Genomic DNA, 23,271 nt, shown 5'->3' with positions numbered 1-23,271 from the left:
GTGAGCGCCTAGGCAGCATAGGTGACGACGGATATCACGGCTGGAAGCCGGTACGTCGACGGTATCCGTTGACAAAAAGGTCTCTCGCAACTGACGCTGTTGCCGACGTCACCGTGGAGGCTTCTCCTCCCATCCCGGCGTCCGCCCCCGCCCCGGCCCGAGGAGGACCACGTGAGCGAGCACCGGAACCTGCGCAACTTCATCGACGGGTCGTACGTCGACGCGTCGGAGGGCCGTCGCGCCGATCTCGTCGACCCGACGACGGGTGAGGTCTTCGGCTCCGCCCCCGTCTCCGGCGCCGAGGACGTCGACCGGGCCTGCGCGGTCGCCGCCACCGCCTTCGAGAGCTGGCGGGACACCACCCCCGCCGAACGGCAGCGGGCGCTCCTCCGGTTCGCCGACGCCGTCGAGGCCTCCGCCGAGGAGCTGGTGGCCCTGGAGAGCCAGAACACCGGCAAGCCGCTGGCCCTCACGGCGACGGAGGAGGTGCCGCCGATGGTCGACCAGATCCGGTTCTTCGCCGGCGCGGCGCGCAACCTGGAGGGGAAGGCCGCGGCCGAGTACCTGCCCGGGCACACCTCGTTCGTCCGGCGCGAGCCGATCGGCGTCGTCGCCCAGGTGACGCCCTGGAACTACCCGATGATGATGGCGGTCTGGAAGTTCACCCCCGCGATCGCGGCCGGCAACACGGTCGTCCTCAAGCCCAGCGACACCACCCCGGTGACCACCCTGCGCCTGGCCGAGCTGGCGGCGGAGTTCCTCCCGCCGGGCGTGCTCAACGTCGTCTGCGGGGACCGGGACACCGGGCGGGCCCTGGTCGAGCACCGCACGCCCCAGATGGTCGCGATCACCGGGTCGGTGCAGGCCGGGATGCAGATCGCCGAGTCGGCCGCGCGGGACGTCAAGCGGGTGCACCTGGAGCTGGGCGGCAAGGCCCCGGTCATCGTCTTCGACGACGCGGACCTGGCCGCAGCGGCCGAGGGCATCGCCACCGCCGGCTACTTCAACGCCGGGCAGGACTGCACCGCCGCGACCCGGGTGCTGGTGGCGCCCCGGCTGCACGACGACTTCGTGGCCGCGCTCAGCGAGCAGGCCCGGCGGACGGCGACCACCTACGCGAACGGCGCCGGCGACCCCGACGCGCTCGTCCCGCCGGTCAACAGCGCCGCCCAGTTGGCCCGGGTGACCGGCTTCCTGGACCGGGTCCCCGACCACGCGGAGGTGACCGCCGGAGGCGGCCGACAGGGCGACCGGGGCTTCTTCGTGGAGCCCACGGTGATCGCCGGCCTGCGGCAGGACGACGAACTGGTCCAGCGGGAGGTCTTCGGTCCCGTCATCAGCGTGCAGCGGTTCACCGACGAGGACGAGGCGGTGCGCTGGGCCAACGGCGTTCCGCTGGGGCTCGCGTCCAGCGTGTGGACCAAGGACTTCGGCCGCGCGATGCGGATGAGCAAGCGGCTGGACTTCGGCTGCGTCTGGATCAACACCCACATCCCGCTGGTCGCCGAGATGCCGCACGGCGGCTTCAAGCACTCCGGCTACGGCAAGGACCTCTCGATGTACGGGTTCGAGGACTACACCCGGATCAAGCACGTCATGGCCAACATCGAGTCATGACGCGCTACGGGGCCCAGTACGGGCCGGACATCACCTACCTCGGCGTCGACCGCTGCGACCTCGACGACCCGGCGTCCTTCGCCGGCGCGGACGTCGTCATCGTCGGCGCCCCCTTCGACGGCGGGACCTCGCACCGCCCGGGCACCCGGTTCGGCCCGCAGGCGATCCGGATGACCGACTACCTGCCGCACGACGGCTCCCGGCCCAGCCTGGCGCTGCGCACCGACGGCCTGCGCGACCTGCGCGTCCTGGACGCCGGGGACGTCGAGATGTTCTCCGGTGACATCGAGACGGCGCTGCCGGCGCTGGAGGCGGCGGTCGAGAAGGTCACCCGGGCCGGGGCCATCCCGGTCGTCCTGGGCGGCGACCACTCGATCGCCTTCGCCGATGCCAAGGGCGTGGCCAACGTGCTCGGCCACGGACGGGTGTCGATGATCCACTTCGACGCCCACGCCGACACCGGGGACATCGAGTTCGGTTCGCTGTGGGGCCACGGCCAGCCGATGCGCCGGCTCATCGAGTCCGGGGCGCTGCGGGGTGACCGGTTCCTGCAGATCGGCCTGCGCGGCTACTGGCCACCACCGGAGACCCTGGACTGGATGGCGGCGCAGCGGATGCGCTCCTACGAGATGACCGAGATCGGGCACCGCGGGCTGGACGCCTGCCTCACCGAGGCCTCCGCCATCGCCACCGACGAGTGCGAGGGCGTCTTCCTCTCCGTCGACATCGACGTCTGCGACCCCGGGCACGCACCCGGCACCGGCACCCCGGAGCCGGGCGGGCTGACCGCCCGCCAGCTGCTGGACGCCGTCCGCCGGCTCTGCCTGGAGCTGCCGGTGGTCGGCGTCGACGTCGTCGAGGTCAGCCCGCCCTACGACCACGCCGACATCACCGCGGCGCTGGCCAACCGGGTCGTCCTGGAGTCCCTCTCGGCGATCGCCCGCCGCCGGCGCGACGCCCGGGACGGCACCCGCTGGGACCCCTCCCTCCCGCTCCTCGCCAACCGGCCCGAAGCTCCCGCCCAACCGAAGGACGCACCATGACCGCCCACCCCCTCGACCCGCTGACCGCCGATGAGTTCCGCGCCGCTGCCGCCGTGCTGCGTCGCGACCGGGGCGTCGACGAACGCTGGCGCTTCGCGGCCATCGAGCTGCGCGAGCCGGCCAAGGACGTCGTGCGTGCCTTCCGGCCCGGCGACCCGATCCGCCGCGAGGCGCGGGTGACCTGCTGGAGCCGCGACGAGGGCACCACCTGCAAGGCACTGGTCTCGCTGACCGACGACGCGCTCCTGTCCTGGGAGGCGGTGCCCGGCGAGCAGGCGAACATGACGCTGGACGAGTGGCACGAGGCGCACGAGGTGCTCATCGCGCACCCCGACGTCATCGCCGCGCTGGGCAGGCGCGGGATCACCGACCTCGACCTGGTGCTCATCGACACCTGGGCCTACGGGCACTCCCTGATCCCGGCGGAGTTCTCCGACCGGCGGGTCGGCTGGACCGACATCTGGCGTCGGTCGACGCCGAACGGGAACCCCTACGCCAACCCGGTCAACGGGCTGCACCTCATCGTGGACCTGAACACGATGGAGCTGCTGCGCATCGAGGACAACGCCCCGCCGGCCGGCGGGTCGCCGATGGGCGAGTACCGGGCGGACCTCGTGCCGGGCCTGGTCCAGCGCACCGACGTCAAGGCGCTGGAGATCACCCAGCCGGAGGGCCCGTCCTTCACCCTGGACGGCAACGAGCTGCGCTGGCAGAACTGGTCGATGCGGCTGGGCTTCAACTACCGCGAGGGCCTGGTGATCCACCGGGTCGGGTACGACGACGGGACCGGCACCCGACCCATCGCGCACCGGCTCTCCTTCGCCGAGATGGTCGTCCCCTACCGGGACCCGGCCGAGGACCACCACCGGCGCACCGCCTTCGACATCGGCGAGTGGGGCCTGGGCTTCATGACCACGTCGCTGAAGCTGGGCTGCGACTGCCTGGGCGAGATCACCTACGTCGACGCGGTCCTGCACGACAGCAAGGGCGAGCCTTACACCATCGAGAACGCCATCTGCCTGCACGAGGAGGACGACGGCGTGCTGTGGAAGCACGTCGACGAGAAGGCCGGCGCCGAGGTGCGCCGGTCCCGCCGGATGGTCGTCTCCTTCCACGCCACCGTCGCCAACTACGAGTACCTCACCTACTGGCGCTTCTACCAGGACGGCACGATCGAGTGTGAGGTCCGCGCCACCGGGATCATGGTCACCAGCGCGTTCGACGGCTCGACCCCGCCGACCGGCACGGTCGTCGACGACCAGACCTACGCGCCGTTCCACCAGCACTTCATCGTGGCCCGGATGGACATGGAGATCGACGGGCCGGAGAACACCGTCGTGGTCTCGGAGAGCGAGGCCGTCCCGGTCTCGCCGACCAACCCGCACGGGCTGGCCCTGGCCCAGCGCAGCCGCCCACTGCTCACCGAGTCCGAGGGCAAGCAGGACCTCGACTGGGCCAGCCAGCGCGGCTGGAAGGTGGTCAACCGCGGCCACCTCAACCGGCTGGGCACGCCCACCGGCTACAAGCTGGTCGCCTCCGCGTCCTTCCCGGCACTGGTCGACCGGAACTCGCCGATCATGCAGCGGGCCGAGGTCATCGACCACACGCTGTGGGTCACGCCGTACGAGGAGGAGGAGCGGTGGCCGGCCGGGGAGTTCTGCAACCAGAGCCGCGGCACGGCCGGCCTGCCGGAGTGGACGAAGGCGGACCGGTCGATCGCCGACACCGACATCGTGCTGTGGCACGTCTTCGGCATCCACCACATCCCGCGCCCGGAGGACTGGCCGGTCATGCCGGTGGACATCGTCTCGTTCTCCCTCAAGCCCTGGGGCTTCTTCGACCGCAACCCGGCCCTGGACGTACCGCCGAACCCGTCGCGGTGCCACTGATGGAGGACCCCGCCCTCCTCATGCCTCGCCGGCTCGGCACGAGCCTCGGGACGGGGCCAGCGAGTGGGCTGCTCGCCCGGGCCGCGGCCACCGCCGCGGCCGCGTGCGCCCTGGTGCACCTCCTCGCCGCGCCCGGTGCCGCCGGCGCCGGCCTGACGGCGGTGGCCGTGGCCTGTCTGCTCTGCGCGGTGCACCTCTGGCGCCGCGGCAGCACCGCCGCCTGGCTGCTGCACGTCGTGCTGACGTCGGTGATGCTGCTGCACTCGACGGCCGGACCGGGGGGCCACCACCACGGCGCGGACGCCGTCACCGGGCCGGCCGCGTGGGCCGGTCCGGTCGGCGGTGCGCTCGCCCTGCTCGCGCTGGTCCTGGCGGCGGTGCACGCGTGCTGGTTGCCCGGACCGCCCCCGCCCCAGCTGGGGCGTCAGAGCGCGGGAGGACCACCCGGCATCGGGTCGGTGCGCCGGGTGCCCCAGGCGTAGGTCTGCTTGCGCAGCCCCAGGTAGAGGTGGGTCTCGGTGGAGGCGACACCGTCCACGGCGCGGATGCGGCCGACGACGTCCAGCAGCTGGTCGTCGTCCTCGCAGACCACCTCGACCAGGACGTCGGCCGAGCCGGCGGTGATGACCACGTAGTCGACCTCGGGGAAGGTGGCCACGACGTCGGCCACCGCACGGGCGTCCCCACGGGTGCGGATCCCGACCATCGCCTGCCGGGCGAAGCCCACCTGCAACGGGTCGGTGACGGCCACGATCTGCATGACCCCGGCGTCGAGCAGCCGCTGCACCCGCTGGCGGACGGCGGCCTCGGAGAGCCCGACCGCCACCGCGATGCGCGCGTAGGGCCGCCGCCCGTCCTCCTGGAGTTGCTCGATGATCGCTCGCGAGACGTCGTCCAGCAGGACGTGACCTGTTCGAACCGCCATGTCACCCACCTCGTGGATACGGATTCCGTCGTCTCAACCTTGCTCGACAGCGGAGAATATCGGTAGTCGGAGGGTGAACCCCGGTTCCCGGGGTGGGCCGGGCTCAGACAGGCGGATGCAGCGCGAGCCACAGCTCGGCTCGGGTGCCCGGCTGGTCCAGGTCGCGGCCGAGCAGGTCCGCTGCCCGTCGCACCCGCTTGCGCAGGGTGTGCCGGTGGACGCCGAGCTGGGTCGCCGCCGGCTCCCACTGGCCGTGGTGGGCCAGCCAGACCCGCACGGACTCCACCAGGTCACCGGCGCTGGTCCGGTCCGCCGCGGTCAGCGGGGCGAGCAGTGCCTCGGCGAACGCCTGCGTCGTGGCCGGGTCGAGCAGCCCGGCGAGCCCGGGGATCGCCAGGTCGGCGAACGCGGTGACCCGGGCTCCCCGGACCCGGCCGTGCTCCGCGGCCTGCCGCGCCTGCCGGACGGCCTCGGCCAGCCGGGACCACGTCCCGGGCACCGAGCTGCCCCACGACGCGCCGGGGACCCGGTCGGCCAGCGCCGCCAGCCGGCCGGACACCGCGCCGTCCGAGGCGACGAGGAGCACCAGCGCGCCGTCCAGCTCCGCGGAGAAGAACGGAGCGCGCTCCCGGGCCGACGCATCAGCGGCGACGTCCACCACCGCGGCCCGCTGGGCGGACGACCCGAGGACGACGACGACGGTCAACGGCTGCCCCGGCAGCTGCCCGCCGAGCTCGGCGACCACCTCGGCGACCGCGGCGTCCTCCCCGGCCAGCAGCAGACGCAGCAGCGCCGCCCGCAGCGAGGCCATCGCGCTGTCCAGGGCCCGGGACTGCTCGAGCCGGAGCGTGAGCAGCAGCACCGCAGCGTTGACGACGTGGCGCTCCGACGCCGGCAGCACCCCCGGGCTGCCCACGGCCAGGAAGCCCCGGATCCGTGCGCCGCTGCCCAGCGACTGCACGAGCACGGTCTCGTCCGGGGAGGACAGCGCCGCGCTGGCCGGCGCCCGCAGCCCGCGCAGCCGGTCCAGCTCCGGCCGCAGCTCCACCGCCCGCCGGGCCGCCGTGGCCGGCACCGCCTCGAGGGGTGCCCCGGCCGCGTCCGCCAGCAGCACCCAGCCACCGACCTGCCGGGCCAGCCGCTCCAGCACGGTCGCCGGCGCACCCGGCGCCAGCGCGGCCCGGGTCAGCTCCTGCTGCGCCGAGGCCGCCCGGGTCACGGCCGCGTACTCGTCGGCCGCCAGCGCCGCCGACACGGTGCGGGAGATCGCGATGAACGGCGTCGGCCGGGGCACCTCCAGCAGGGCCAGGCCGCTTCCCTCGGCCGCCGCGACCAGCTCCGGCGGCACGTCGTCCCGGCCGACCCCCGTGCCGAACCCGAGACCGACGACACCGGCGGCGACCAGGCGGGCGACGTAGTCCTCGGCCTGCGCGCCGTTCCGGAGCGCGACCCCGGTGATGAGCAGGAGCTCCCCGCCCTCGAGGAACGGCGTCGGGTCGGCCAGCTCGCTGACGTGCACCCAGGAGACCGGACGGTCGACGGCTGCCCCGGCGGTCAGCAGGCGCAGGTCCAGAGCCAGGTTGCCGACGAGGGTGGCAACGGTCACCGGCACGAGGCCTCCACGGGCTGAGCGGGACGGGCGGCGGATGCCTCCGCGACGCCGGATTGGACAGTCGGCGCGCCTCCGCGCACCGGTCCGGACACTACCTGCGGGGCGCGCCCGCGCCGAGACTCGTGCACGGGTCGCCGCCCCCGAGAGGTGGGAACCGCGGGACCCCGATCCCCGGAGGAACACCGTGACCGATCTGCTCACCCCTCCCGTCGCCCTGCCTCAGGAGCGGCGGCAGGTCACCGAGATCCCCGGGCCGCGTTCCCGCGAGCTGCTGGCGCGCCGGGCAGCGACCGTCTCCGCCGGCGTGGGCACCACGCTGCCGGTCTTCGTCGCGCGTGCCGGCGGCGGCGTGCTGGTCGACGTGGACGGCAACTCGCTCATCGACCTCGGCTCGGGCATCGCCGTGGTGAACGTCGGCAACGCCGCCCCCCGGGTGGTCGCCGCGGTGCAGCAGCAGGTCGCGGAGTTCACCCACACATGCTTCATGGTCACGCCCTACGAGGGCTACGTCGCCGTCTGCGAAGAGCTGGCGGCGATCACCCCCGGCGACCACGAGAAGCGGTCGGCGCTGTTCAACACCGGCTCGGAGGCCGTGGAGAACGCCGTCAAGATCGCCCGGTCCGCCACCGGCCGGCAGGCCGTCGTCGTCTTCGACCACGCCTACCACGGGCGCACCAACCTGACGATGGCGATGACCGCCAAGTCGATGCCCTACAAGCAGGGCTTCGGCCCGTTCGCGCCCGAGGTCTACCGGGTGCCGATGTCCTACCCGTTCCGCGACCCCGCGGGCATGACCGGCGCCGAGGCCGCGGCCCGCGCGCTGGCCCAGATCGAGGCCCAGGTCGGCGCCGGCAACGTCGCCGCCGTGCTGATCGAGCCGGTGCAGGGCGAGGGCGGCTTCGTCGTACCCGCGCCGGGCTTCCTGCCGGCGATCGCCGAGTGGTGCCGGGCGGCCGGCGCGGTGTTCATCGCCGACGAGGTGCAGACCGGTTTCTGCCGGACCGGCGACTGGTTCGCCTGCGCGGACGAGGGCGTCGTCCCCGGTCTGATCACGCTGGCCAAGGGCATGGCGGGTGGCCTGCCGCTGGCGGCGGTGACCGGACGTGCCGACCTGATGGACGCCGTGCACCCCGGTGGGCTCGGCGGGACCTACGGCGGCAACCCGGTCGCCTGCGCGGCGGCGCTGGCCTCGATCGGCACGATGCGCGACCTGGACCTCGCCGCAGCCGCCCGCGCCATCGGGGCGACCATGCTGCCGCGGCTGCGTGCGCTCCAGCAGGAGACGCCGGCCATCGGGGACGTCCGCGGCCGGGGCGCGATGATCGCGGTGGAGATCGTCCGGCCGGGCACCACCGAGCCCGACCCCGGGCTCGCGGCCAGCATCGCCCGCGCCTGCCACGCGCAGGGCGTCGTCGTCCTCACCGCCGGCACGTACGGCAACGTCCTGCGCTTCCTGCCGCCGCTGGTCATCGGGCAGGACCTGCTCACCGAGGCGCTCGACGTCCTGGCCGCCGCGTTCGCGGCCGCCGCCCCGGCCTGATGGGCGCCCCGACCGCCGTCCGGCCCGACGGTCGGGTGACGCTCCGCCCGGCCCCGGACGGCGCGGCCGACCACGGGCGGCTCAGCGTGGTCGCGACCTGGCCGGCGGGCCGTCCGCTGCTCGCCGACGTCGTCCCGGTCTTCGAGCGGCTCGGCGTGCGGGTGGCCGACGCCGTGGCACTGCCGGAGGTGGCACTTCCGGGGGTGGCACTCCCGGCCCCCCCGGACGACGACGGGACGGCGCCGTACCGCCTGGAGCTGCTGCTCCCCCCGGGGGTCGACGCCACCACGGCGCTGCCGGCGCTCGATGCGGTCCTGGCCGCAGCGTGGGCCGGCGAGACCGAGCTCGACGGGCTCTCCCGGCTGACCGTGACCGCCGGCCTCTCCGTGGCGGACGTGACGGTGCTCCGCGCCGCCTGCCGGTTCCTCGCCCAGACCGGCCTCGGGCTGTCCCGCGGCTACGTCGAGCGGACCGTCCTCGCCGCCCCTGACCTCGCCCGCGCGCTGGTGCACCACTTCACCGCCCGCCACGACCCCGACCGCGTCGATCCGGTGGTCGCCGAACGGGTGGCCGGCGAGATCGAGGACCTGCTGGCCCGGACGACGACCCTCGACGAGGACCGGATCCTCCGCGGGCTCCACCTCGTCCTGTCCGCCGTCCTGCGCACCAACGCCTTCCGGACCGACGCCACGGGCCGGCCGTGGCGGCAGCTCACCCTCAAGATCGACTCGCAGCAACTGCCGTTCCTGCCCGCGCCACGGCCCTGGGTGGAGACGTTCGTCTGCTCCCCCACCATGGAGGGGCTGCACCTGCGGGGAGCACCGGTGGCCCGCGGCGGGATCCGCTGGTCCGAGCGTCCCGACGACTTCCGCACCGAGGTGCTCGGCCTGTTCAAGGCCCAGCAGGTGAAGAACGCGGTCATCGTCCCGGCCGGGGCCAAGGGCGCCTTCGTGCTGCGCGAGGACGTCCGCGACCTCGATCGGGAGGCGCTGCGCGAGAAGGTGTCCGCGGCCTACCGCACCTTCGTCGAGGGGCTGCTGGACGTCACCGACGACCTCGTCGACGGCGCCGTCGTGCACCCGGACCGCACCGTGGTGCACGACGGCCCGGATTCCTACCTGGTGGTCGCCGCGGACAAGGGGACGGCCACCTTCTCCGACCTGGCCAACGCCGCGGCGGTCGAGCGCGGGCACTGGCTCGGCGACGCATTCGCCTCCGGGGGGTCGACCGGCTACGACCACAAGGCCATGGGCATCACCGCGCGCGGCGCGTGGGTCCCCGTGCGCCGGCACCTGCGCGAGCTGGGCACCGACGTGGACACCGACCCGGTGACGGTGGTCGGCATCGGCGACATGTCCGGGGACGTCTTCGGCAACGGCATGCTGCTGTCCCCGCAGCTCCGCCTGGTGGCCGCCTTCGACCACCGGCACGTCTTCCTGGACCCCGACCCGGATCCGGATGCGGCCCTCGCCGAGCGCCGGCGGCTCGCCGACCTGCCCACGTCGTCCTGGGCGGACTACGACCCGGCCGCGATCTCCACAGGTGGGGGCGTGCACCGGCGGGACGCGAAGAGCGTGCCGCTGTCCGCGCAGGTGCAGCGGCGACTGGGGGTGTCCGCGACCGAGCTGTCACCGGCGGAGCTGATCCGGGCGGTGCTCCGCGCGCCCGTCGACCTGCTGTGGAACGGCGGCATCGGCACCTACGTCCGGGCCGACGACGAGACCGACGCGGAGGTGGGCGACCGGGCCAACGACCCGGTGCGGGTGACCGCCGGCGAGCTGCGCTGCCGGATCGTCGGCGAGGGGGGCAACCTGGGCCTCACCCAGCGGGCGCGGGTCGCGGCGGCCCGGGCTGGGGTGCGAGTGAACACCGACTTCATCGACAACTCCGCCGGCGTGGACACCTCCGACCGCGAGGTGAACCTCAAGGTGCTCCTCGGCGGGCCGGTGGCCGACGGCGAGCTGACCGTGGCGGAGCGCGACGAGCTGCTGCGCGCGATGACCGACGAGGTGGCCGTGGCCGTCCTGGCGGACAGCGCGCTGCAGGCACGCGCCCTGTCCGTCTGCGCCGACCAGGCGCCCTTCCTCCTCGACCGGCACGCCGGGCTCATCCGTGACCTGGAGCGGCAGTCGAGCCTGGACCGCCGGCTGGAGCACCTGCCGTCGGAGGCGGAGGTCGACCGGCTCCGGCAGGCCGGCGGCGGGCTGACCCGCCCGGAGGCGGCCGTGCTGCTGGCCTACTCCAAGAACCTGGTGCGGGCGGAGCTGCTGGCCAGCTCGCTGCCCGACGACCCGGCACTGGGCACGGTGCTGCTGGGGTACTTCCCGCAGGCGGTGCGCGAGCGCTGGCCCGACCGCATCGCCGCCCACCCGCTGGCCCGGGAGATCACCGCGACGCAGTTGGCCAACGACCTGGTGAACCGGGTCGGCCCCGGGTTCCTCCACCGGCTGGAGGAGCGGCACGGGGTCGGCACGCCGATCGGCGCCCGGGCGTTCGCCGCAGCGGCCCAGGTGCTCGGCCTCGACCCGCTGTGGGCCCTGGTCGACGACGACGTGCCGCTGGCGGTGGAGCGGCTCGCCCTGCCGGAGCTGCAACGGGCCGTCGAGCACGCAGCGGACCGGCTGCTGCGCCGCTTCCCGGAGCCGGCGCAGCTCACCGCGGCCGCTCCGCGGCTGGCCGGGCTCGTCGGGCAGCTGGGGACCGACGGCTGGCTGGCGCGCCCAGGTCTGGACGCCAACCGGGCGCGGCGCCTGCACGCCGACCTGCTCGCTGCCGGCGCCGGTGCGGAACTGGCCGCAGGGATCGCCGCCCTGGGCTGCCTGACCGACGTGCTGGAGCTCGGCGAGCTGGCCGAGGAGACGGGCATCCCGATCGCCGCGGTCGTCGACGCCCACGTGGAGTTCGGTGAAGCGCTGGGTCTCCCGGCCGCTCGCGCCGGCGCCGGCGATGCGCCGACCGACTCGCACTGGGTGCTGGCGGCGAAGGCGGCGCTCCGCGACGAGCTCGACACCCACCGGCTGACGCTGACCCGCGCGCTCATGCGGACGGCGGCCGGGGACGTCGCCGGCCTGCTCCGTCGCCACGGCGCAGCCGCCGCCCGGTTCAGCGGCGCCCGGGATGCGGCCTCCGCCGCCCGGGACGACGTGGTGGCGGTGCTCGCCGTGCTGACCGCCGAGCTGCACCGCCTGGCCCAGGCCGTGGCCCGGGGCTGATCCGGTCCTCCGTGCGCGCGGGGCCCCGGTCCACCCGGACCGGGGCCCCGCGCCCTGCCGGAGGGGTCAGAGCTCGATGCCGGTGAGCACCAGCACGCGCTCCTCGGTCAGGTCCTCCATCGCCGAGTGGACGCCCTCCCGGCCGGTGCCGGAGTCCTTGACCCCGCCGTAGGGCATCTGGTCGGCACGGAAGCTCGGCACGTCACCGATGACCACGCCTCCCACGTCCAGCACCCGGGCAGCGTGGAAGGCGACCTGGAGGTCGCGGGTGAAGACCCCCGCCTGCAGGCCGAAACGGCTGTCGTTCACCCGCGCGAAGGCCTGGTCCAGCGAGTCGACGGCGTCCACCACCACGACGGGGCCGAAGACCTCCTCGCAGGCCACCCGGGCGTCCGCGGGGACCTCGGTGAGCACCGTGGGCGCGTAGGTCGCACCGTCACGGGTGCCGCCGGTCAGCAGCCGGGCACCTGCTGCCACGGCCTCGTCCACCCAGGTCTCCACCCGCCGGGCCGCGGCCTCGTCGACCAGCGGACCGACGTCGGTGGCCGGGTCCGTGGGGTCGCCCGTCGCCAGCCGGCCCACCGCGTCGACCAGCCGTTCGGTGAGGCCCTCGGCGACGTCCCGGTGGGCCAGCACCCGCTGGACCGAGATGCAGGACTGGCCGGCCTGGTACATGGCGAACGTGGCGATCCGCGTCGCGGCCCAGGACAGCGACTTCTCGTCGTCCTGGTCCGGGCCGACCACCACGGCCGCGTTGCCACCGAGCTCCAGGGTGACGTGCTTGCGCGGCACCGAGTCCCGGATCGACCAGCCGACCGGGACGGAGCCGGTGAACGAGACCACCGGCAGGCGCGGGTCCTGCACCAGCTGGGCGGCGACGTCGTTGGGCACCGGCAGCACCGACCAGGAGCCGGCCGGCAGGTCGGTCTCGGCCAGCACCTCGCCCAGCAGGAGCGCCGTCAACGGCGTCGCCGGCGCCGGCTTGAGGACGATCGGGGTGCCCACCGCGATCGCCGGGGCCACCTTGTGGGCGACCAGGTTCAGCGGGAAGTTGAACGGCGCGATGCCCAGGACCGGCCCGCGGGGAGCACGCCGGACCAACGCCATGCGGCCGGTGGCGGACGGGTCGGTGTCCAGCCGCTGCAGCGTCCCCGACCAGCGGCGGGCCTCCTCGGCGCCCCAGCGGAACGTCGAGACCGCGCGGGCGACCTCCAGCCGGGACCACTTCAGCGGCTTGCCGGACTCCGCCGTGATGAGCGCGGCGATCTCCTCGCTGCGCTCGGACAGCCGCCGGGAGACGTGGTCCAGCGCGGCAGCCCGCACGTGGGCGGGCGTCGCGGCGAACTCGTGCCGGACCCGGTCTGCGGCCGCGACCGCCGCCTCGACGTCACTCGCGGTCGCGACCGTCGTCCGTCCGGCGACGGCACCGTCGTAGGGCGAACTGACCTCCAGCATCTCGTTGCCGGTCATCGGCCGGCCGGCGACCCAGTACGGGGTGGTCGGTGTGGACATGCGTCCTCCTCGGGATGTGCGCAGGGCTCACCGCCGAATGTCCTGGACCCGGGCCTCTCCGACGAGAGCCGGTCTGTCCATCGTGGCGCGCTGCGCGCACCGCCCCGGCACGTCCGCGGTCACCGCGTCGCCACGGTGCTGGCTCCACTGCCGGGTTCCACCGCGAGGCCGGGAGCGATGGGCGGGGCGTTCCGCTCAGTAGGTGAAGCGGGCCACCGTGCTGCGCAGGTCGCCGGCCATCTGCGACAGCTCGTCCACCGCCTGCCGGGTCTGCCCCAGGGCCTCGTTGGTCGAGGACGCCGCCGCCGACACACCCACGATGTTCGTCGCGATCTCCGTCGATCCGCCGGCCGCCTCCTGCACCGACCGCGACATCTCCTGCGTGGTCGCCGTCTGCTCCTCCACCGCGCTGGCGATCGTCAGCTGGAAGTCGTTGATGCTCCCGATCACCCCGCTGATCCCGCCGATCGCATCGATCGCCCGCGTCGTGTCGGCCTGGATCGCCTCCACCCGCCGCGCGATGTCCTCCGTCGCCCGCGCCGTCTCCTGCGCCAGCTCCTTCACCTCGTTCGCCACCACCGCGAACCCCTTGCCCGCCTCACCAGCCCGCGCCGCCTCGATCGTGGCGTTCAGCGCCAGCAGGTTCGTCTGCTCCGCGATGCTCGTGATCGCCTTCACCACCGCACCGATCTCCCGCGACGAGGTGCCCAGCTTCTCGATCGTCTCCGTGGTCGCCTGCGCCTCCCCCACCGCCTGCGCCGCCACCCGGGTGGCCTCGTTCACGCTCTGGGAGATCTCCCGGATCGCCGATCCCATCTCCTCAGCGCCCGCGGCCACCGTCGCCACGTTCCGCGACACCTCCTCCGCTGCCGCGGACACCACGGCCGACTGCGCCGAGGTCTCCCCCGCAGAGGACGAGATCTGCGCCGAGGACGCCGACAGCTCCGTCGATGCGGCCGCCACCGCCTCCGCCGACCCGGCCAGGTGCTGGACGAGGACCCGAACCTCGCTGATCGCGGAGTCCAGCGCCGCACCGGTACGCCCCACCTCATCGGTGGACGTGAGCCCCGTGGTCCGCGTCAGGTCCCGCTGGCGCAGGGCGTCGGCGACCTCACGGATCCGGCCGAGCGGTCGCACCAGCGATCGGGTGACCGTCCAGGCCAGCAGAGCAGCCAGCACGACCGCGAGCGCGCCCGCCAGCCAGAGAAGGCGCGTGGCCCGGTCCTGCGCCCGTTCCTGCTCCGTCTGGAGGTCCGTGAGCCGTGCGTTGGCCGACGCGTCGATCTCGTCCGCGATGCCCAGCACGATGCCGTAGGCGGCCCCGGCGTCCCCGCCGTTGATGCTCTCCATCGCCGTGGCGAGGCCCTCCCGGCTCCCGTCGCGCACCCAGGCCACCACCTGGTCGTCCCACGTGTAGTAGCTGTCCCACGCCGGGAGGAGCTCGGCGAAGGCCTCCTTCTCGTCCGGGGACATCCCGGCGGTGTCCACCTGGTCCAGCCAGGCGTAGATGTCAGTCTTGCTCGTCAGGAAGCCGGCTCGGTTGTAGGAGTCGTCGGCCAGGGCGACCTGCGGGCCGAACGCAGCGACGTCGCCCAGCACGAAGCCCTGCCAGCCGGTGGCGTCCGCGATCTGGAAGCGCATGGTCTCGGCATCACGGATCACCTCGCCGGTCGAGGCGATCTCCTGCGCGTAGTGCTGCTGCTGCCCCATCGCCGCCACCCCACCGGCGGCGCTGACCACCACGAGGGCGCCCACCCCACCGAAGGCGAGACCGAGCTTGCTCCGGATGCTCATGTTCCGGAGGCGACCCCGGCTGCGCTGGGTGGTGTTCATGGACGTGCGGGCTCCTAGGGAGAGGACCAGACGGGTCTCGCGGAGGGCAAGCATCGTCGGCGTTCCGCACGTGGGGCTCGTCGGACGGGCGTGTCCGGCCAGGTCGCCGGAGATACCTCGATCACCCGTCACAGGAGGGCACTTGTCGACCGGCGAAGTCCGTTGGCTGCGGCGGTGGCGGGGCTCCGACCGCCGAGCGGGCTACGGGCTCAGCGTGCCGCCGAACGCGCCGCCGGCCAACTTCGCCATCAGCTGGGTGCGGTCGAGCCCCGCCGCGGCCAGCGCGTCGCCGTCCCGGTCGGTGTCGATCTGCTCCGGCAGGTCCCCCTCCACCTTGTCCGCGGTGTCGTTGTCCCCCTCGGTGCGCAACACCTGGACCAACTGTTCCCTGCTGATCTGCACGGCCACCTCCACTGCTCGACGTGTCGTGGATCACAGTGCCGTCTGGCCGCCGAGAACGCCAGATGGTCACGATCAGGTCACGGAGGCACCCCTCCGGCACGGCTCATCGCGTCCTAGGGGGTGACGACGGGGGGAGACCGGTGAGAGCCCAGCACGAGGCAGCGTTCGAGGCGTTCGTCGCCGCGCGCTCCGACGACCTGCTGCGGGTCGGCTTCCTGCTGACCGCCGACCGCGGCCACGCCGAGGACCTGCTGCAGACGGCCCTGCTCAAGGCCTACCGGCACTGGGGCCGGATCTCCGGCGAGGACGCCTACCCCTACGTGCGCAAGGTGCTGGTGACCAGCGCCGCGAGCTGGCGCCGCCGGCGCGCCACCCAGGAGATCGTCTCGCTCCCGGCACACGACGCCCCCGAGCCCGACCAGACCGACGTGTTCGCGGAGCGAGACGTCATGGCGACGGCGCTGGCCGCCCTGCCGCCGCGGATGCGCGCGGTCCTGGTGCTCCGCTACGGCGAGGACCTCGGCGAGGCCGCCACCGCGGCCGCGCTGGGCTGTTCGGTCAACACCGTGAAGAGCCAGACCACCCGCGGCCTCGCCCGCTTGCGCGCCGTCCTGCCCGCCCGTGCCCTCGAGGAGCGCTGAGATGGACCTGATCGACGTCGAGACCGAGCTCCGGTCCCACCTGGCCGCATGCCCGGCCCTCCGCGCCCCCGACGACCTGGCCGAACGCACCCGGGTGCGGCACCGGCGGCAGCGCCGCCAGCAGGCGGCGGTGGTCGGCATCGGGCTGGCCGTGGTGCTGGTCTTCGGCTCGGTGCCGGTGCTGCGCGGCCTGCTGCCCGACACCGGGACGACGCAGGACGTCGCCGCGCCGTCCCGCGGGGTGAGCACGCAGAGCCTCTACGACCTGCCTCCCCGCGGTGCGCTCGCGGGTGAGGAAGCCTGGCTGCAGGCGGTGGCCGCGCTGCCGTGGGAGGCCGGCGAGTTCGACCCGGACACACCGCCGGCCGTGACCAGCCACCGGGTGGCCTGGGCCGGCGACGAGGCCGGGCTGCGGATCGCCTTCGTGCTGGGCCAGGCGGACGGCCGGCTCAGCGGTACCTGGTTCACCGGCCCGGCCGGCGCGGAGCCCGGCGAACTGACCCAGGCGACCGGCGTCCAGCGGCTGGTCCGCAACCAGCCACTGGCGTTCGTCGACCTCCTGGAGGGCGGGTCGGCCGGCGTCCTCGTCGTGGTGGGCCTCCCCGGCGACACCGTCGAGTACCTGGCCGGCACCACCGTGACCGCGGCCGGTGAGGAGCAGGTGGACCGGCGGCAGCTGCCCGGGGTGGACGGCGTGGCCGCCGGGGTGATCAACGACCCGCGCGCATCGGCGCACAGCCTGCAGGTCGTCGTCTCGCGGGACGGTCAGGAGATCGAGGCGATGAGCTACGTGCTCAGCGACCGCGCCGAGGCCGCGGCCCGGGCCCCGATCGAGGGGATCGCCGACCCGCGGGAGGTGGGCTCACGGATCTCCGAGGAGACCGTGCAGAACACCCTGCAGCTCCCGCTCAGTGCCTACGGTCCCGGCCTGGAGGGCGCGAGCACGGTGCTGCTCGCCGCGGGGCCGACCGCGGACGGCCGCGGAGAGATGGTGCTGGCCGGCGTCACGTTCCGCTCCGGCGCGACGGTGCTGGTGGTGGGCACCACCCAGCGACAGGCCGACGGGTCGACGACCAGCTCGATCTCGACCGACGACCCGCAGCCAGCCGGGACACCGCTGACCGACCAGGTGCTGGCCGTGCGGCTGGACGGGGACGTCGCGGTCCAGGGACCGGCGGACGCCGCCCTCGCGGAGGTGCGGGACGGCGAGGCGTCGCTGCTCGCCACCCTGCCGCTCACCGCCGGGAGCGGGGTGGGCAGCGCCGGCGACGGGCCGCTGACGGTTCGACTCCTGGCCGCGGACGGCACCCTGCTCACCGAGGTCCCGGTCAGCGAGCTCGGCCAGTGACCGGGGAGCCGGCGTCGGTCATCGCGATGCGGCAGCTGGCCGCCGAGGCCGCAGGGCGACGGCGGGTGTCAGCGCGGCTGCGCCCGACGCACCAGGAGGCCGCCCACCGCCGCCACCACCAGGCCGACCGCCACCTGGGCGATGCCGATCGCGCCACGGTCGCTGCCGAACCAGGTGACGCTCGAGACCAGCAGGACGAGGGCGATCCCCAGCAGGAGCAGTCCGACCAGTCGCTGCCGGGGGGCGCGCGGCTCCGGTGACGTCATGCCGCCGACCCTCTCAGACCCGGCTGAGAACGGTTCCAGTGCGCTGGTCCCCCCGGCGCCGGCCGGCCGGTGACAGGGTGGGCGGCATGCGTGAGGACCACCGGCCTGCGGTGACCATCGAGCACGTGGCCCGTGCTGCCGGGGTCTCCCGGGCCACGGTCTCCCGGGTGCTCACCGGCTCCGGTCCGTCCTCCGCCGACGCCGGGCAGCGGGTGCGTGCCGCAGCCGAGCGGCTGGGCTACACCGCCGACCCGGTGGCCCGCGCGCTGGTCCACGGCCGCGGCACGCGCCTCGTGGTGGCGGTGACCAGCGCGTCCCCGACCGAGCTGGTCGACTGCCCCTACGTCTCCCGGGTGGTCGGCTCCACCGCGCAGCGCTGCGCCGGCGAGGGGCTCGGGGTGGCGCTCCAGTGGCTGCCCCTCGGCGCGCCGGAGCCCACCCTCGAGGCGCTCGCCCGGGACCGCTCGGTCGCCGGGGTGGTGCTGGTGAACACCACCCGCCGGGTGCTCGCCGCCGTGCCGCCCCGACTGGCCGGGCGGGTGACCTCCATCGGCGCCGGCTCCCCCACCGTGCCCCTGGTCGACGTCGACACCGGCGCCGCGGCAGCGGCGCTCACCGCACACCTGCTCAGCACGGGTCGCCGGCGGATCGCGATGCTGGCCGGGCCGCCGTGGCTGCCCTGCGCCGAGCGCCCGATCGCCGCGCACCGGGCCGCGGTCCGCGCCGCGGGGCTGCCGGAACGGGTGCTGGCCGGGGACTTCACCACCGAGAGCGGTCGGCGGGGCGCCGTCGAGGCGCTGCGCCGCTGGCCGGACACCGACGCCCTGTACGCGATCTGCGACGAGACCGCCCTCGGCGCGATCCAGGCGGTCCGGGCGCTGGGCCGCCGGGTGCCGGACGACGTCGCCGTGACCGGCTTCGACGACCTGCCACTGGCGGCCTTCAGCGGGCCGACGCTCACCACGGCGACGCACCCGGTCGAGCAGATCGCCGCCCGGGCGGCGGGCAGCCTGCTCGACCGGGACCGCACCCCGGTCACCCTGTTCCCCTCCGAGCTGGTGGTCCGGCAGAGCGCCTGACCCGGCTCGGCCGCCGCTCAGATGGCGGCGGGGTACCGGGAGTGCTCGGGGAAGTTGCCGTGGAGCAGCTCGTTCTCCGCGCCCTGGGTGACGGCCTGCACCAGCAGCTCCCCGCCGACGAAGCAGCCCAGCCAGGACGCGCCGCGGCCACCGAACGGCTCGGCCCGGTCGCCGCGGGAGCGGGGCTTGTTGATCCCCACCTTGAACGCCTGCACCTCCCGGGCCAGCCGGCGGGCCTTGTCCTCGTCGTCGCACGCGAGGCTGGCGACCAGCGCGCCGTTGGAGGCGTTCATCTGGGCCAGCAGCTCCGCCTCGGAGTCGACGACGACGATCGTGTCGATCGGCCCGAACGGCTCGGCGTGCATGAGGGAGCTGGCGCCGGCGGGGGACAGCAGCGCGGCGGGTGCCACGTAGGCCGAGGTGTCCTGGCCGGTGATGAACCGGCCGTCGGAGACGCTGCCCCGGTACAGCGGCACCGCGCCCCGGTGCATCGCGTCGGAGACCTGGCGGCCGAGCTCCTGGGCCTTGGCCGCGCTGATCACCGGACCGAAGTCCAGCGTCGGGAGGTCGTCGCCGTCGGCCTCGACGGCCAGCGGGTGCCCGAAGCGCAGCGACTGCACGACCGGCAGGTAGGTGGCCAGGAACTGGTCGACGAGCTCCCGCTGGACGACGTAGCGCGGGTAGGCGGTGCACCGCTGCTTGCCGTACTCGAAGCCCTTCTTCAGGTGCGCGGCCAGCCCGGCCCAGTCGGAGAACTCCCAGATCCCCCAGGCGTTGAGGCCCTCCTGCTCGAGCATGTGCCGCTTGCCGGTGTCCAGCAGGTCCGCGGCGACCTTGCCGCCGTTGGAACGGCCGCCCACGAAGGCCAGCGCGCCGATCTCAGGGGAGCGCACCAGCACGCTGGACAGCTCCGCACCGCCGCCGGAGAGCAGCGTGACCGGCAGCCCCTCCCGGGCCATCAGCGCATGGGCCAGGGTCAGGCAGGCCGCGCCGCCCTGCGACGGCGTCTTGGCCAGCACCGCGTTGCCGGCCAGCAGCTGCACCAGCTCGGCGTGCACCAGCACCGACATCGGGTAGTTCCAGCTGGCGATGTTGGACACCGGGCCGGCCAGCGGGGCCCGGTCGCCGAGCATGGTGTCGATCTCCTCGACGTACCAGCGGACGCCGTCCAGCGCCCGGTCGACGTCGGCGCAGGCCAGCTTCCACGGCTTGCCGATCTCCCAGGCCAGCAGCAGCGCGAGCTCGTCGCGGGCGGCGACCATCGCCTCGACGGCGGCGGTGACCCGGGCCTTGCGCTCGGCGAGCGGGGTCTGCGCCCACTCGCGGTGGGCGGCGGCAGCGGCCAGGACGGCGTGCTGCGCCTCGCCGGCCGACAGGCGGGGGAGGCCGATCAGCTTGGTGCCGTCGACCGGGGTGACCAGCGGCTCGGGGCTGCCGATCGGTCGCCAGGCGCCGTCCACGAGGTTGTGCAGCCGGTCGGTGCCGAACGCCTCGGGCACGAGGTCTGCGGCGCGGCCGAGGACCGCGGCCCACTCGGTGCCGGGCTTGACGTGCAGGGCGGGGGGCGACGACGCGGCAGCCATGGCGGCACTCTGCCAGTCGTCTTGGACGTCTGGCGAGTGAACTGGCTCACACGGGCCCCGGGATCGTTGCCCGACCGTGATCCAGCGGCCGGGCGACCCCCGGTGAGTCAAGGCACAGTGAGCCAGGCCACTGCCCTGGGACACGCGCCCTCGAACACGACGGAGGTAACCGATGCAACGACGCCGGCTCACCCTTCCCGCACTCCTCGCCGCATCCGCACTGACCCTGGCCGGCTGCGGCGGCACCGAGGACGAGCCCACGACCGGGGGTGGCGGCGGGGACGACGCCGCCGCGGCGGACTACCCGACCGACGACATCACCCTCTACGTGCCCTACGCCGCGGGCGGCCCGACCGACCTGGCCGCGCGGACGATCGGCGACTGCCTGTCCACGGAGTTCGGGCAGACCGTCGTCGTGGAGAACCGTCCCGGCGCCTCCGGGTCGCTCGGCATGCAGGCGATGCTGGCCGGCGGCAACGACGGCTACAGCCTGTCGCTGATCGCCGTCCCGGCCACCGCGACCAACCCGCTCCAGCAGGACGTCGGCTACACCAACGAGGACTACGTCCCGATCGCCGCCGTCACCGAGATCCCCTCCGTCCTCGCGGTCGGGGCGGACTCCGAGTACGCCGACGCCGAGGCGTTCTTCCAGGCCGCCGAGGAGAACCCCGGCCAGCTGAACGTCGGCGTCCCCGGGGCGACAACGTCCCAGGCGATGGAGCTGCAGCGGCTGGCCGAGGAGTACGACGTCCAGGTGACCGCGGTGCCGTTCACCGGGAACGCCGAGATGACCACGGCCCTGCTCGGCGGCAACGTGGACGCCGTCTTCATCAACGCCTCGGAGGACGTGCTGGCGAACATCGACGCCGGCGAGTTCGTGCCGCTGGCGGTGAGCCCGGCCGAGCAGGTCGACTACCTGGAGGGCGTGCCCACGCTCGCCGAGTCGGGCTTCCCAGAGCTGACCAACAGCGTGTCGGTGTTCGGCCTCGCGGCCCCGGCCGGCACGCCGGACGACGTCGTCTCCACCCTGGAGGAGACGGTGAACGGCTGCCTGGAGCAGCCCGAGGTGATGGACCAGCTCGGCGAGGAGTACGTGCCCGACGAGTTCATCGGCACGGACGCCTTCGCCGACCGGATCGACGAGATCGTCGAGACGTACGGCCCGATCCTGCAGGAGTGAGCCCTGGTGGCCGGCGCCGTCCGCAGCTGGGGACGGCGCCGGTCACCGGTCACCTCGTGGCGGGCTGGGCAGTACCTCCTCGGCGGTGGCCAGAAACCCGGCCAGCACCGGGGAGGGGTCCTCCCGTCGCCAGGCCAGCGCTATCGGCACCCGCACGTCGACACCTCCGGCGATCGGGCGGAAGACCACCCCCTCCAGCTGCAGCCGCTCGGCCGACGCGGGCATGAGCGTGACGCCGACCGCGGCGCCGACCAGGGCGACCACGGTGTGCGTGTCCGGGGCCTCCTGGACCACCCGCGGGGTGAACCCGGCGGAGAAGCACGCGTGCACCGCCGCGTCGCGCAGTGCCGAGCCGTGCCGCGAGGGATAGGTGACGAAGGGCTCGCCGGACAGGTCCGCCAGGTCCACGGCGTCCGCGCCGGCGAGCGGGTGGCCCAGCGGCAGCACCGCCATCAGCGGCTCGTTGAGGATGACCCGGCTGGCCAGCGGTCCGTCGGGCACCGGCGCCCGGAGGAACCCGACGTCGATCCGCCCGTCCAGCAACGAGCTGACCTGGGTGCCACTGAACACCGCCGGGTGCAGGTCCAGCCGGACGAGGGGATAGCGCTGCCGGTAGGCGCGGGCCATCCGGGGGAGCAGCCGCCAGGTGATGGCACCGGTCACCCCGACCCGGATCTCACCGCGGGCGCCCCGCTCCGTGGCCAGCACCGACTCCCGCGCCCGGTCGACCTCGGCCAGCACCCGGTGCACGTGCTCCAGGAAGACCACGCCCGCCGCGGTCAGCCGCACCTGCCGGGTGGTCCGCTCCAGCAGCAGCGTGCCGACGTCCTGCTCGAGGTGCTTGATCTGCTGGCTGAGCGCGGGCTGGGCGGCGTGCAGCCGGAGCGCCGCCCGCCCGAAGTGCAGTTCCTCGGCCACGGCGGCGAACGCGCGCAGGTGTCGCAGCTCCATCGGACTCCTCCGACCATTGATGCACGGCCGCTCTGGATCAGCGGGTCATTCCGTATTGGACCACTCTCAAAGCCGGCCCTAGTGTCCTGGCTCACACGCGGCGTCAACGAGGACGAGGTGAGCACGTGCACGGCTCGACATCGGCGTCCGGCACCCCGGCCGAGGGGACGACGGACCGGGGGCACCGGTGGCGGCAGCTGCACCGGATCGCGCCGCTGCTGCTCCTCGTCCTCGGGGTCGTCGCGGTCTTCGGCTCCCGCCGGCTGGGCCTGGGCGAGCTGACCGCACCGGGGCCGGGGCTGTGGCCCTTCATCGTCTCGCTGCTGCTCACCGGCACCGCGGCCGTGCTGGTCCTCCTCGACCCGGCCGAGGACTACGAGCCGTGGACCCGCGGCACGGTGCGGATCATCGCCGGGCTGGTCAGCCTCGGGGTCTTCATCCTGCTGTTCCAGACCTTCGGCTTCGTCGTCTCGGCGTTCCTGATGCTGGTGCTGTGGCTGCGGGTCTTCGGGGGTGAGTCCTGGCGGTGGACGCTGGGGCTGGCCGCCGGCGGCACGGCCGTGATGTACCTGCTGTTCGTGGAGCTGCTCGGGGTGCCCTTCCCCGACGGCCTCGTCGACGCCGTGATCGGGGGCTGA

At 74.2% G+C, this 23,271-nt stretch carries 19 protein-coding genes; 11 read left to right on the top strand and 8 right to left on the bottom strand.

Going from position 1 to position 23,271, the window contains the following annotated elements:
* Positions 1–171: 171 nt before the first annotated feature.
* From IN07_RS09020 to IN07_RS25135, 4 genes are read left to right on the top strand one after another with little or no spacing between them, the layout of a single operon-like run.
* The gene (locus IN07_RS09020; RefSeq protein WP_036335315.1) at positions 172–1,617 is read left to right on the top strand and encodes a gamma-aminobutyraldehyde dehydrogenase; all 1,446 of its coding nucleotides are present in this window, start codon (positions 172–174) and stop codon (positions 1,615–1,617) included.
* Positions 1,614–2,660 (top strand): agmatinase, encoded by a 1,047-nt coding sequence (speB, locus tag IN07_RS09015; RefSeq protein WP_036335314.1) that lies wholly within the window; start codon positions 1,614–1,616, stop codon positions 2,658–2,660. The genes IN07_RS09020 and speB overlap by 4 nt, the downstream gene beginning before the upstream one ends.
* Positions 2,657–4,549 carry a primary-amine oxidase gene (locus IN07_RS09010; RefSeq protein ID WP_036335313.1) on the top strand — a complete coding sequence of 631 codons (1,893 nt, stop codon included), beginning with the start codon at positions 2,657–2,659 and terminating at the stop codon, positions 4,547–4,549. The genes speB and IN07_RS09010 overlap by 4 nt, the downstream gene beginning before the upstream one ends.
* The gene (locus IN07_RS25135) at positions 4,549–5,031 is read left to right on the top strand and encodes a hypothetical protein (RefSeq protein ID WP_052091058.1); all 483 of its coding nucleotides are present in this window, start codon (positions 4,549–4,551) and stop codon (positions 5,029–5,031) included. The genes IN07_RS09010 and IN07_RS25135 overlap by 1 nt, the downstream gene beginning before the upstream one ends.
* Here the strand turns inward: IN07_RS25135 and IN07_RS09000 are convergent.
* Positions 4,974–5,474 (bottom strand): Lrp/AsnC family transcriptional regulator, encoded by a 501-nt coding sequence (locus IN07_RS09000; RefSeq protein WP_052091057.1) that lies wholly within the window; start codon positions 5,472–5,474, stop codon positions 4,974–4,976. The genes IN07_RS25135 and IN07_RS09000 overlap by 58 nt on opposite strands.
* Before the next feature lie 103 nt (positions 5,475–5,577).
* Complete coding sequence (locus IN07_RS08995) at positions 5,578–7,080, bottom strand: PucR family transcriptional regulator (protein WP_197058409.1); 1,503 nt, start codon at positions 7,078–7,080, stop codon at positions 5,578–5,580.
* Positions 7,081–7,270: 190 nt separating this feature from the next.
* Between IN07_RS08995 and gabT the strand changes: the two genes are divergently transcribed.
* Positions 7,271–8,626 carry a 4-aminobutyrate--2-oxoglutarate transaminase gene (gene gabT, locus IN07_RS08990; RefSeq protein ID WP_036335311.1) on the top strand — a complete coding sequence of 452 codons (1,356 nt, stop codon included), beginning with the start codon at positions 7,271–7,273 and terminating at the stop codon, positions 8,624–8,626.
* Positions 8,626–11,838 carry an NAD-glutamate dehydrogenase domain-containing protein gene (locus tag IN07_RS08985; RefSeq protein ID WP_052091056.1) on the top strand — a complete coding sequence of 1,071 codons (3,213 nt, stop codon included), beginning with the start codon at positions 8,626–8,628 and terminating at the stop codon, positions 11,836–11,838. The genes gabT and IN07_RS08985 overlap by 1 nt, the downstream gene beginning before the upstream one ends.
* Positions 11,839–11,904: 66 nt before the next feature.
* Here IN07_RS08985 and IN07_RS08980 read toward each other — a convergent pair whose 3' ends face one another.
* The 3 genes from IN07_RS08980 to IN07_RS08970 form a co-directional block, all read right to left on the bottom strand.
* Entirely contained in the window at positions 11,905–13,350 is a 1,446-nt protein-coding gene (locus IN07_RS08980) for an aldehyde dehydrogenase family protein (RefSeq protein WP_036335310.1), read from the bottom strand.
* Positions 13,351–13,545: 195 nt separating this feature from the next.
* On the bottom strand, positions 13,546–15,144 hold the full coding sequence (locus IN07_RS08975) for a methyl-accepting chemotaxis protein (protein WP_052091061.1): 1,599 nt from the start codon (positions 15,142–15,144) through the stop codon (positions 13,546–13,548).
* 240 nt (positions 15,145–15,384) lie between these two features.
* Positions 15,385–15,585 carry a hypothetical protein gene (locus IN07_RS08970; RefSeq protein ID WP_036335345.1) on the bottom strand — a complete coding sequence of 67 codons (201 nt, stop codon included), beginning with the start codon at positions 15,583–15,585 and terminating at the stop codon, positions 15,385–15,387.
* A 140-nt stretch (positions 15,586–15,725) separates the two neighbouring features.
* On the opposite strand from IN07_RS08970, the gene IN07_RS08965 reads away from it, so the two are divergent.
* Both IN07_RS08965 and IN07_RS08960 read left to right on the top strand, forming a co-directional pair.
* On the top strand, positions 15,726–16,226 hold the full coding sequence (locus tag IN07_RS08965; RefSeq protein ID WP_036335307.1) for a SigE family RNA polymerase sigma factor: 501 nt from the start codon (positions 15,726–15,728) through the stop codon (positions 16,224–16,226).
* 1 nt (position 16,227) lies between these two features.
* The gene (locus tag IN07_RS08960) at positions 16,228–17,574 is read left to right on the top strand and encodes a hypothetical protein (RefSeq protein ID WP_036335306.1); all 1,347 of its coding nucleotides are present in this window, start codon (positions 16,228–16,230) and stop codon (positions 17,572–17,574) included.
* Positions 17,575–17,642: 68 nt separating this feature from the next.
* Here the strand turns inward: IN07_RS08960 and IN07_RS08955 are convergent, their stop codons facing one another.
* A complete protein-coding gene (locus IN07_RS08955) occupies positions 17,643–17,840 on the bottom strand; it encodes a hypothetical protein (RefSeq protein WP_036335305.1) in 198 nt (65 codons plus the stop codon).
* A gap of 86 nt (positions 17,841–17,926) precedes the next feature.
* On the opposite strand from IN07_RS08955, the gene IN07_RS08950 reads away from it, so the two are divergent.
* The gene (locus IN07_RS08950; RefSeq protein ID WP_036335344.1) at positions 17,927–18,919 is read left to right on the top strand and encodes a LacI family DNA-binding transcriptional regulator; all 993 of its coding nucleotides are present in this window, start codon (positions 17,927–17,929) and stop codon (positions 18,917–18,919) included.
* Positions 18,920–18,936: 17 nt separating this feature from the next.
* Here the strand turns inward: IN07_RS08950 and IN07_RS08945 are convergent, their stop codons facing one another.
* The gene (locus IN07_RS08945) at positions 18,937–20,502 is read right to left on the bottom strand and encodes an aldehyde dehydrogenase family protein (protein ID WP_036335304.1); all 1,566 of its coding nucleotides are present in this window, start codon (positions 20,500–20,502) and stop codon (positions 18,937–18,939) included.
* 172 nt (positions 20,503–20,674) lie between these two features.
* On the opposite strand from IN07_RS08945, the gene IN07_RS08940 reads away from it, so the two are divergent.
* Entirely contained in the window at positions 20,675–21,682 is a 1,008-nt protein-coding gene (locus IN07_RS08940) for a tripartite tricarboxylate transporter substrate binding protein (RefSeq protein ID WP_036335302.1), read from the top strand.
* Positions 21,683–21,724: 42 nt separating this feature from the next.
* Here IN07_RS08940 and IN07_RS08935 read toward each other — a convergent pair whose 3' ends face one another.
* The gene (locus IN07_RS08935) at positions 21,725–22,633 is read right to left on the bottom strand and encodes a LysR family transcriptional regulator (protein WP_036335300.1); all 909 of its coding nucleotides are present in this window, start codon (positions 22,631–22,633) and stop codon (positions 21,725–21,727) included.
* Positions 22,634–22,758: 125 nt separating this feature from the next.
* Here IN07_RS08935 and IN07_RS08930 point away from each other — a divergent pair, with 125 nt between their 5' ends.
* Positions 22,759–23,271, top strand: coding sequence for a tripartite tricarboxylate transporter TctB family protein (locus IN07_RS08930; protein ID WP_081975287.1), 513 nt, complete (start codon positions 22,759–22,761; stop codon positions 23,269–23,271).

It is taken from the genome of Modestobacter caceresii (assembly GCF_000761485.1).
In the GTDB taxonomy this organism is placed as follows: Bacteria; Actinomycetota; Actinomycetes; order Mycobacteriales; family Geodermatophilaceae; genus Modestobacter; species Modestobacter caceresii.
Note: the sequence above shows the minus strand (reverse complement) of the source record. Positions and strands in the feature narration are given on the sequence as shown.

Excerpts from the sequence above, each read along its gene's own strand:
- speB (WP_036335314.1), top strand. The coding sequence starts at position 1,614 with ATGACGCGCTACGGGGCCCAGTACGGGCCGGACATCACCTACCTCGGC.
- IN07_RS09010 (WP_036335313.1), top strand. The coding sequence starts at position 2,657 with ATGACCGCCCACCCCCTCGACCCGCTGACCGCCGATGAGTTCCGCGCC.
- IN07_RS25135 (WP_052091058.1), top strand. The coding sequence starts at position 4,549 with ATGGAGGACCCCGCCCTCCTCATGCCTCGCCGGCTCGGCACGAGCCTC.
- IN07_RS09000 (WP_052091057.1), bottom strand. The coding sequence starts at position 5,474 with ATGGCGGTTCGAACAGGTCACGTCCTGCTGGACGACGTCTCGCGAGCG.
- IN07_RS08985 (WP_052091056.1), top strand. The coding sequence starts at position 8,626 with ATGGGCGCCCCGACCGCCGTCCGGCCCGACGGTCGGGTGACGCTCCGC.
- IN07_RS08980 (WP_036335310.1), bottom strand. The coding sequence starts at position 13,350 with ATGTCCACACCGACCACCCCGTACTGGGTCGCCGGCCGGCCGATGACC.
- IN07_RS08975 (WP_052091061.1), bottom strand. The coding sequence starts at position 15,144 with ATGAGCATCCGGAGCAAGCTCGGTCTCGCCTTCGGTGGGGTGGGCGCC.
- IN07_RS08960 (WP_036335306.1), top strand. The coding sequence starts at position 16,228 with ATGGACCTGATCGACGTCGAGACCGAGCTCCGGTCCCACCTGGCCGCA.
- IN07_RS08955 (WP_036335305.1), bottom strand. The coding sequence starts at position 17,840 with ATGACGTCACCGGAGCCGCGCGCCCCCCGGCAGCGACTGGTCGGACTG.
- IN07_RS08950 (WP_036335344.1), top strand. The coding sequence starts at position 17,927 with ATGCGTGAGGACCACCGGCCTGCGGTGACCATCGAGCACGTGGCCCGT.
- IN07_RS08945 (WP_036335304.1), bottom strand. The coding sequence starts at position 20,502 with ATGGCTGCCGCGTCGTCGCCCCCCGCCCTGCACGTCAAGCCCGGCACC.
- IN07_RS08940 (WP_036335302.1), top strand. The coding sequence starts at position 20,675 with ATGCAACGACGCCGGCTCACCCTTCCCGCACTCCTCGCCGCATCCGCA.
- IN07_RS08935 (WP_036335300.1), bottom strand. The coding sequence starts at position 22,633 with ATGGAGCTGCGACACCTGCGCGCGTTCGCCGCCGTGGCCGAGGAACTG.